The following is a 10,335-nucleotide window of genomic DNA, read 5'->3' as shown; positions in this document are numbered from 1 at the left end:
ACGGATATGAAAAAGATTCAAGCTTTCATGGTGATTGCATTTGCAGGCATGGCATTTCAGAGTTATGCAGAAGAAACCCAAGCCGAAGTCGAACTGGAAACAACTCAAGAGGTGACTTTTCCCGAGGTGAACAGAAGTTACCTAAAACTGGTGAAACGTTATGAATATAACGATGTTGCCCGTTTAGATGTCGGTATGAACAAAGACCAATTCCGTCATATTCTCGGCAATCCACACTTTAGTGAAGGTGTTTTTGCGGTGAAAACATGGAACTATGTTTTAGATATCCGTGTACCGAATACACAGGATTATAAACGTTGTCAGTTACGCATTGATTTTGATAAGAAATACCTTGCCAATCGTTTGTCTTGGAAAGGTGAGGAGTGTCAAGGTTTGATGACTTGGGGCGTGAATAACGCTGTTCCAGCCGTATTGCCTGCACCGATTCAAACGGCAGCTCAATCAGGGACGGTATTTTTTGCGTTCGACCGTTCTGATGCCAATGCGATTGAAGCGGGTTCAGCGAATATTGGCAGTATGGCCAGTGCCATTCAACAATCCAAAAATCCAGTCATTATCTCGGGCTATGCTGATCGCTTAGGTAAGTTTGGCTATAACCAAGATTTATCTTCACGCCGTGCCAATACCGTGGCGCAGCTTTTGGTACAGCAAGGTGTGGATCCGAGTCGTATTCAATTGCAGGTGAGTGGTGGAACCAGTGTTTATCAGGAGTGTTCTGGTCAAGCACGTAATACCCAATTGGTTCAATGTCTAGCGCCAAACCGCCGTGTGAATATTCAATGGTAAGTTCAACTTAATCAACAGAGCAAACGATTTTTAGTTTGCTCTGTTTTTATATCAGTGTTTATTGAATAAATAATGTTGAATACTTAAAATAAGAAATGATTATTCGTATCACATTTGAATATTTAGTTTTATAGCATCGTGTTTTAAATTGAAATTGATTAAGGTAATGTGTTGGTGATAAATTAAATTTACAAAAGCAAATATTATATTTTCTTTAACTGTTTCTATTTATAAAGTGTTTCAATTGTAAATATTGTCTGCCTATTCTGTTTATAAAAAACTCCTGTAATGTTAATGTTTGTCTGTTTTTTGGTTTGATTTTATAACTTACAAAAAAAGCAACTTAAATGTTAAATTTTTGGATGCAACTGTTAAATGGTCTCTTATTTTATTCTCTAAATTAAATAGTGCTTGATTAATAATAAAGGCACTGGATCATGAATAAAATATATCGCTTAGTTTGGAATAAATATTTAGGTTTATGGACGGTTGTTTCAGAACTTGCACGCGGCACAACGAAAAAACGTAACGTTTCTGCGAATGTAACAGCAGCTCTTAACCCTCCCGTAAATACAGATTCTCTTTATACAAAACCTTATCTAACGCCAGTCATATTGGCGACGATGATGGGTTCAATTTTTTATAGTAGTCACGTGTTTGCAGGTTATGAAGCAGGTGGTGGAAGTACCTACCAGAATTGTAATGCAGGTGGTGTTGTCGGAAGTGGCTCTAAATCGAATAATAGTGTAGCGATTGGAGCAGGTTCTTGTGCTGCGGGGCATGGTAGTGTTTCTCAAGGTTATAGAGCCACCAGTCGTGGTTCAGATAATATTACGCTTGGTACAAATGCTTACACTGGGAATGTACAGTCTCCGACAGGTGATGGAACTCCACTTAATGGTGGCGGACAGATTGCCATTGGTAAAAATGCGCAGACACAGGTCGCAGGTTCAATTGCCATTGGGAATGATGCGAAAGCGACTGGACAAAATTTTGGTATCGCCCTTGGTGGTTATGCTGAGGCACTGGGAAATAGTTCGATTGCGATAGGTCGACGTGCTGCAGGGAATGGTCAAAATAGTGTGTCTGTTGGAGCATTTAGTGCCGCATCTGGTTTGGGCTCGACATCCGTCGGACAGAATGCACAATCGAGTGGTCTGTCTGCCAGTTCATTGGGGAGCAACGCTTCGGCCGCAGGTGCAGAGTCTACTGCTATTGGTGCAAACTCGGTCACCAGTGGACAGGCGGCAACAGCCTTGGGAAATCAAGCCGCAGCGACTGCTCGTGGCGCCACCGCACTGGGTTTTGGTTCTCAGGCGATCACAGTGGGGGCGGTGGCTGTAGGGATAAACTCCTATGCTGCTGGGAGAGTCAAAGATGGTGAGGATTGGGAGTCAAGCGCATTTGGTTCTAATTCCAGAGCGGATGGTGCTGGTGCAGTGGCTTTGGGGAATTATTCAAAAGCGACTGCAGATGAAACACTTGCAGTGGGAAATGGTGCGCAAGCAACTTCTCGTTATGCTGCAGCCGTGGGGACTTTAGCTGAGGCAACTGCAGAAGAATCAGTAGCAGTTGGTCATCTTTCGAAGGCGAGAAGTTTTGCTGATATTGCGATAGGAAGTGATGCAACTACAGCAACGGGTACGGGGGGTAAAAACATTGCGGTGGGTAATGATGTAACCACGGGTGCAACGGGCCAAAACATTTCCATTGGTTCAGATGGCACAATAGCTAACTCAGCAACCGCTGATGGTGGTGCAGTTGCGATTGGCCGTGCTCAAACCGCAACAGGTGATGGTGCGGTGGCCATCGGTGACCCAAACACCGCAAATGGTGACGGTGCGGTTGCGCTGGGGAAAGACAACACAGCGGCGGGCAATATTGGGGGGACGGCTGCGGCAAGTGGCGCAGTGGCAATTGGTAATACTAATCAAGCGATTGGTCAGGGTTCTATAGCCCTTGGTAGTACATCTAGGGCGGCAGTGGCAGGTGCGATCGCTTTGGGTGATACCGCTAATGCACAGGCAAGCCGAGGTGTAGCACTGGGTTCCAATGCCGTGGCAAGCAATGCAGATGATGTGGCATTGGGTGCAGGTTCGGTCACTTCAGCAGCCAATCCAACTTCGAATGGTACAGTGGGTGGAGTTACTTATAACTATGCAGGCACTAGTCCGAGCAGTGTGGCCAGTGTTGGTAGTGAGGGTAACGAGCGCCAAATCACCAATGTTGCGGCAGGTCGTGTCAGCGAAAGCAGTACCGATGCAATCAATGGTTCACAGCTTTATTCAACCCAACAGGCTTTAGGCAATTTGGCTGAGTCAACCGCAAATCATTTGGGTGGTGGTTCAACCGTCAATCCAGATGGTTCTATAACCGCACCAAGCTATATTGTGAATGATACTCCAATCAATAATGTCGGTGCTGCGATAGAAGCTTTGGATCAAGGTTGGAATTTACAAACAAATGGTGCTGGCGCAGATGCTATTAAGGCAGGCGACACAGTTGATATCGGAACCGTTGCAGGCGAAGAAAATCTCACAGTCACTAAGAACGGCAACACCATCCAATATGGTCTCAACAAAGACTTAAAAGTGGACAGTGTGACTGCGGGCGATACGGTGATTAACACTGACGGTGTAAGCATTAGTAATGGCCCAAGTATCACCAAATCAGGCATCAATGCTGCGGGTAATCAGATCAGTAATGTCGGTGCAGGGGTTGCTGGTACAGATGCGGTGAATAAAAGCCAGTTAGATGCAGCCACCGCAGCAGGTAAAAACACCGTGAGTGAAGGTAAAAATATCACGGTCACAGAATCAAGCAATGCAGATGGCAGTACCAATTATCAAGTCGCAACTGCAGATAACGTTGAGTTTAACAATGTCGCAGTCGGTGATGTCAGGATTGATGCAACTACGGGCAAGATCAGTGGTGTAACTGCGGGTGATGTGAGTGCAACTTCTACTGAAGCCATTAATGGTAGCCAATTGGCAGGTACAGCCAAGAGTGTATCGGATGCTTTGGGTGGTGGTTCAGTAGTGAATCCAGATGGCACTGTGACTGCGCCAAGCTATGAGATCAACGGCAACACCATGACCAATGTGGGTGCTGCCTTGACTGAGTTGGATAAAGGTTGGAACTTACAGAGCAATGGTGCTAATGCAGGTGCAGTCAAAGCAGGTGATACGGTTGATATCGGTACAGTCAATGGTGAAGAAAACCTGACTGTGACCAAAGACGGGAATACCATTCAATTTGGTCTCAATAAAAACCTTCGCGTTGATAGTGTACGGGCTGGCGACACCTTAGTGAATGATAATGGTGTGACCATTACCAATGGCCCAAGTATCACCAAGTCAGGGATTAATGCGGCGGGTAACCCAATTAGCAATGTCGGTGCAGGCGTGAATGATAGCGACGCCGTCAATAAAGGTCAGCTCGATGATGCCGCGGCAGCAGCCAAAACCGAAGTCACCCAAGGCAAGAACATCACCGTTTCTAAAACCACGGGAGCAGATGGACAAGACATCTATAACGTTGCAACTGCAGATAATGTTGACTTTAACAATGTCGCAGTCGGTGATGTCACGATTGATGGCACTACGGGCAAGATCAGTGGTGTAACTGCGGGCGAAGTCAGTGCAACCTCAGATGAAGCAATCAATGGTAGCCAATTGGCAGGTACAGCCAAGAGTGTATCGGATGCTTTGGGTGGCGGTTCGGTGGTGAATCCAGATGGAACCGTGACGGCGCCAAGCTATGAGATCAACGGTAACACCATGACCAATGTGGGTGCTGCCTTGACTGAGTTGGATAAAGGCTGGAACTTACAGAGCAATGGTGCCAATGCCGGTGCAGTCAAAGCAGGTGATACCGTTGATATCGGTACGGTCAATGGTGAAGAAAATCTAACTGTGACTAAAGATGGTAATATCATTCAATATGGTCTCAACAAAGACCTGAAAGTGGACAGCGTGACTGCGGGTGACACTGTCATTAACGACAATGGTGTGACCATTAGCAATGGCCCAAGCATCACCAAGTCTGGCATAAACGCCGCAGGTAACAAAATTACCAACCTTGCCGATGGTGCAATTGCAACAGGTTCACGCGAAGCAGTTAATGGTGGCCAACTACATGGTGTGGCGGATAGTGTGAGGAATTCAATTGGAGGGGAAACAACTTTAAACCCTGATGGTTCAATTAGCACTAGCAATGTTGGGAATACGGGGCAAAATAATATCCATGATGCGATTAATTCGATTAGAGGAACGGCTACAGCAGCAAAAACAACGGTTAGCGAAGGTGACAATATTGTTGTAACCGAATCGACCAATGCTGATGGCAGTACGAATTATGAAGTTGCGACAGCGCGCGATGTGGATTTTGATTCAGCCCAAGTGGGTGATGTCACGATTGATGGCACTACGGGCAAGATCAGTGGTGTAACTGCGGGCGAAGTCAGTGCAACCTCAGATGAAGCAATCAATGGTAGCCAATTGGCAGGTACAGCGCAGAGTGTATCCGATGCATTGGGCGGTGGTTCAGTGGTGAATCCAGATGGAACAGTGACTGCGCCAAGCTATGAGATCAACGGCAACACCATGACCAATGTGGGTGCTGCCTTGACTGAGTTGGATAAAGGTTGGAATTTGCAAAGCAATGTTGCCAATGCAGGTGCAGTCAAAGCAGGTGATACGGTTGATATCGGTACAGTTGCAGGTGAAGAAAATCTAACTGTGACCAAAGATGGCAATACCATTCAATATGGTCTCAACAAAGACCTGAAAGTAGATCGCGTGACTGCGGGTGATACCGTGCTTAATACCGATGGTGTGACCATTACTGGTGGCCCAAGCATCACCAAAGCAGGTATTGATGTTGCGGGTAACAAAATCAGTAATGTTGCACCAGGCACAGCGGGTACCGATGCAGTGAACAAGGATCAATTAGATTCAGCGGCTGCGGCATCAAAAACCGAAGTGACCGAAGGCAAGAATATCACGGTGACTAAAACCACAGGTGCAGATGGACAGGACATTTACAACGTTGCAACTGCGGATAATGTTGAGTTTAACAATGTCACAGTGGGTGATGTGAATATTGATGGAACCACAGGCAAGATCAGTGGGGTAACTGCGGGTGATGTAAATCCAACTTCGACTGATGTAATTAATGGTAGCCAATTGGCAGGTACAGCGCAGAGTGTATCCGATGCTTTGGGTGGCGGTTCAGTGGTGAATCCAGATGGCACGGTCACAGCCCCAAGTTATGATATTAATGGAACAACGGTGAGTAATGTTGGCGATGCTATTAGCCAGTTAGATAAAGGCTGGAATCTACAAAGTAATGGTGCCAATGTAGGTGCAGTCAAAACGGGAGATACAGTTGATATCGGCACGGTGGATGGCGAAGAAAATCTGACTGTGACCAAAGATGGGAATACCATTCAATATGGTCTCAACAAAGACCTGAAAGTAGATCGCGTGACTGCGGGTGATGCCGTGCTTAATACCGATGGTGTGACCATTGCTGGTGGCCCAAGTATCACCAAAGCAGGCATTGATGTTGCGGGTAATAAAATCAGTAATGTTGCACCAGGCACAGCGGGTACAGATGCAGTGAACAAGGATCAATTAGATTCAGCGGCTGCGGCATCAAAAACCGAAGTGACCGAAGGCAAGAATATCACGGTGACTAAAACGACAGGTGCAGATGGACAAGACATTTATAACGTTGCCACAGATGACGATGTTGATTTCAATAATGTGACAGTAGGTGGCCCAACTGGGGTGTCTATAGATGGCACGACGGGCAAGATTAGTGGTGTTGCAGCAGGTGAAGTCAGTGCAACTTCTACTGAAGCCATTAATGGCAGTCAGTTGCAGACTGTTGCGGAAGGCGTCAGAAATGCAATTGGCGGTGAAACGACTTTAAATCCAGATGGTTCGGTGACAACCAACAATGTGGGTAATACTGGTCAAAGTAACATTCATGATGCGATTGATTCTGTACGTGGTCAGGCTGCGGCATCTAAAACTGAAGTAACCGAAGGCAAGAATATCACGGTGACTAAAATAACGGGTGCAGATGGGCAAGACATCTATAACGTTGCAACCGCAGATAATGTTGAGTTTAACAATGTCGCAGTGGGTGATGTCACGATTGATGGAACCACGGGCAAGATCAGTGGTGTTGCAGCAGGTGATGTCAATCCAACTTCAACTGATGTCATCAATGGTAGTCAGTTGGCAGGCACAGCGCAGAGTGTGTCGAATGCTTTAGGCGGTGGTTCGGTAGTCAATCCAGATGGCACAGTCACAGCACCAAGCTATAACGTCAATGGGGTAGCAAGTAACAATGTGGGTGATGCCATTAATGCCTTGGATAAAGGTTGGAATCTGCAAAGTAATGGTGCAGACCAAGCTGCAATTAAAGCAGGTGACACGGTTGATATTGGTACAGTTGCAGGTGAAGAAAATCTGACGGTAAGCAAAGAAGGTAACACCATTCAATATGGTCTCAATAAAGACCTGAAAGTCGACAGCGTAACGACAGGTGACACGGTGCTAAATAGCGATGGACTAACCATTGCAGATGGTCCAAGCATCACCAAGTCTGGGATTGATGCGGCTGGGAATAAAATCAGCAATATTGCAGATGGCACAATTGCAGCGGGCTCTAAGGATGCCGTCAATGGTGGTCAGCTCAATGACAGTATCACGTCTACAGGCGATATCTTGGGTGGTGGTGTGACCAATGCAGGTGGCAAACTCAATGGTCCATTCACAGTAAATGACAAAGGCTACGCTACGGTTGCCGATGCGATTCAAGGTGAAGCCGCAGCCTCTAAAACGGAAGTGACTGAAGGCAAGAATGTCACAGTGACTAAAACGACAGGTGCTGATGGGCAAGACATCTACAACGTTGCGACCAAAGATGATGTGTCCTTTGATTCAGTCCAAGTGGGTGACGTCAACATTGATGGCGCAACAGGCAAGATCAATGGTGTAGCAGATGGCACGATTGCCGCAGGTTCAACCGAAGCGATTAATGGTGGTCAAATCCATGCTATTGCAGACAGTGTCAAAAACTCAATTGGTGGTGAAACTGTATTGAATCCAAATGGATCAGTAACGACCAGCAATGTGGGGAATACGGGTGAAAATAACATCCATGATGCAATTGACTCGGTTCGTGGTCAGGCCGTTGCAGCCAAAACCACGGTGACCGAAGGTGACAATATGCTGGTGACGCAAACCAAGAATGCTGATGGTAGCACCAACTATGAAGTTGCCACTGCAAAAGATGTGAAATTTGACAGTGTTACCTCAACAGATGCTGACGGAAACGAAACTGTCCTAAACGCAACTGGAACACAAGTTAAAGATGCTGAGGGTAATCAAGCTGATTATGGTGCTAAGGGGATCTCCCTGAAAGATCAGGCAGGGAATGGCACAGTCATCAATCAAACTGGCATTGGCTTTATCGATGCAACTGGCAATAACCTTGGGCCAAGTATCAGTGCTGCTGGTATTGATGCGGGTAATACGCTAATCCGAGGCGTTGCAGCAGGACGTATTGCAACTGATTCACAAGATGCGATTAATGGCAGCCAATTAAAAGGTGTTGCGGATAGTGTTGCAGGAGCGATTGGTGGAGATACCACGGTGAATCCTGATGGCAGCATTAGCACGAGCAACATTGGCGGAACGGGTAAAGACGACATCAATGATGCAATTGGTGCTGTGGGTAAAGCTGCACAAGAGGCCAAAACCACAGTAAGTAAAGCGGCTGGCGATGAAAATGTCACTGTAAGTAGTCGTCAAAATGCAGATGGCAGTACGGATTATGAAGTTGGCTTATCGAAGGACGTTAAAGTCGATAGCGTGACTGCGGGTGATACGGTCATCAATGGCGATGGTTTAACCATTGCGGGTGGCCCAAGCGTGACTAAAGACGGCATTGATGCCGGTGATAACAAAGTCACGGGTGTTGCCGATGGTACGGTCGCGGTAGGTTCTAAAGAGGCCATCAACGGTGGTCAATTGCATGGTGTTGCTGACAGCGTGAAAAACGTGGTCGGTGGTAATGCCAAAGTGAATCCAGACGGCTCAATTACGACCAGTAATGTGGGTGGTACGGGTGAAAGCAACATTGATGATGCGATCAACTCTGTTCGAGGTGCGGCTGCAGCAGCCAAATCGACGGTGAGCAATAAAGATGGCAATATTTTAGTCACGCCAACCACCAAAGATGATGGCAGTAAGGACTTTGAAGTCGGTTTAGCCAAAGACATTCAGGTTGATAGTGTGACCGCTGCCAACCAAGTCAATGTGGGTGGCGCTGGAGGTACGACCATTGCCGCAGATGGTGTTCGTATCACGGGAGGACCAAGCATGACCAAAGGAGGGGTGAATGCTGGAAATCAGAAAGTTACAGCTGTGGCTGACGGTGCAATTGCAGCAGATTCAAAAGATGCGATTAACGGTAGCCAATTGCATCAATCTTATGAAAATGTGGGCAAGGCCTTCGGTGGCGGCGCGGGCTATGATCCAAGTACAGGTTGGACCGCACCAAGTTATCAGGTTGGCGGTAACACACATAACAATGTGGGAGATGCGCTCAATGCTTTAAACAATGCTGATCAGGCCTTGGGTGATCGAATCACGAACCTCGGTGATCAAATGCAGCAAGCATTCTACGACACCAATCAACGGATTGATGATGTCAAAAAAATGGCGAATGCTGGGGTTGCCGCAGCGATGGCACTGGAAACCGCGCCGTATATTTCAGGGAAATATACTTATGCGGTTGGGGCTGCTTATCACGGTGGTGAAAATGCAGTGGGCCTCACACTTCGTAAGACAGCAGATAATGGGCGTTGGTCGCTCACAACAGGCGTGGCAACAGCCTCACAGGGTGATCCAAGTTTCCGTGTTGGTCTAAGCGGCGTATTTGATTGATTTGAATTTAGGGGGAACCATTTCGGTTCTCCCTCTTTCAGCAGAATAAAGTGAGAATAAAAATGAAGAAGCTACGAGTTTTCATCATCACGACACTGTTTGCTGTTGTTGGGTCGGACCACGCCTATAGCAAGCAAGACGTTGAACAGGTGCAGGACGTCAATTTTCCGGAAGTGGATAAGAGTTATCTGAAATTGGTTAAACGTTATGAGTTAAATGATGTTGCGCGTTTAGGTGTGGGAATGAATAAGGATCAGCTCCGTCACATTCTGGGAAATCCACACTTTAATGAAGGATTGATGCTGGTCAAAACCTGGAACTATGTATTAGATATTCGCGTACCCAATACACAGGACTACAAACGTTGCCAGTTACGTATTGATTTTGATCAGAAATATAGAGCAGAACGATTGTCTTGGAAAGGCGATGCTTGTCAGGGCGGAATCGTTTAGAACTGAGCAGAATCATGTTATTGCTGATCAGGACGCAGCAAGTTTTAGTTTGAATTTAAATTAAGCAAACAAGACAAGAAAGACTTGTTTGTTTAATTTTCCTAAAATGG

At 46.4% G+C, this 10,335-nt stretch carries 3 protein-coding genes; all 3 read left to right on the top strand.

Annotated elements, in window-relative coordinates:
• The first annotated feature begins 6 nt into the window (after nt 1–6).
• The 3 genes from tpgA (at nt 7) to NDN13_RS11395 (ending at nt 10,225) form a co-directional block, all read left to right on the top strand.
• Complete coding sequence (tpgA, locus tag NDN13_RS11405; protein WP_251115541.1) at nt 7–807, top strand: trimeric autotransporter adhesin/peptidogylcan-associated protein TpgA; 801 nt, start codon at nt 7–9, stop codon at nt 805–807.
• Between the two features lie 437 nt (nt 808–1,244).
• Complete coding sequence (locus NDN13_RS11400) at nt 1,245–9,773, top strand: ESPR-type extended signal peptide-containing protein (RefSeq protein WP_251115540.1); 8,529 nt, start codon at nt 1,245–1,247, stop codon at nt 9,771–9,773.
• A gap of 62 nt (nt 9,774–9,835) precedes the next feature.
• On the top strand, nt 9,836–10,225 hold the full coding sequence (locus NDN13_RS11395; RefSeq protein ID WP_251115539.1) for an outer membrane protein assembly factor BamE: 390 nt from the start codon (nt 9,836–9,838) through the stop codon (nt 10,223–10,225).
• The last annotated feature ends 110 nt before the right edge of the window (nt 10,226–10,335 follow it).

This window comes from Acinetobacter sp. C32I, from assembly GCF_023702715.1.
In the GTDB taxonomy this organism is placed as follows: domain Bacteria; phylum Pseudomonadota; class Gammaproteobacteria; order Pseudomonadales; family Moraxellaceae; genus Acinetobacter.
The sequence above is the reverse complement of the archived record's forward strand: the minus strand, read 5'-3'. Positions and strand labels throughout refer to the sequence as shown.

What these genes read in the sequence shown, in the direction of transcription:
- tpgA (WP_251115541.1), top strand. Translation starts at nt 7, where the DNA reads ATGAAAAAGATTCAAGCTTTCATGGTGATTGCATTTGCAGGCATGGCA.
- NDN13_RS11400 (WP_251115540.1), top strand. Translation starts at nt 1,245, where the DNA reads ATGAATAAAATATATCGCTTAGTTTGGAATAAATATTTAGGTTTATGG.
- NDN13_RS11395 (WP_251115539.1), top strand. Translation starts at nt 9,836, where the DNA reads ATGAAGAAGCTACGAGTTTTCATCATCACGACACTGTTTGCTGTTGTT.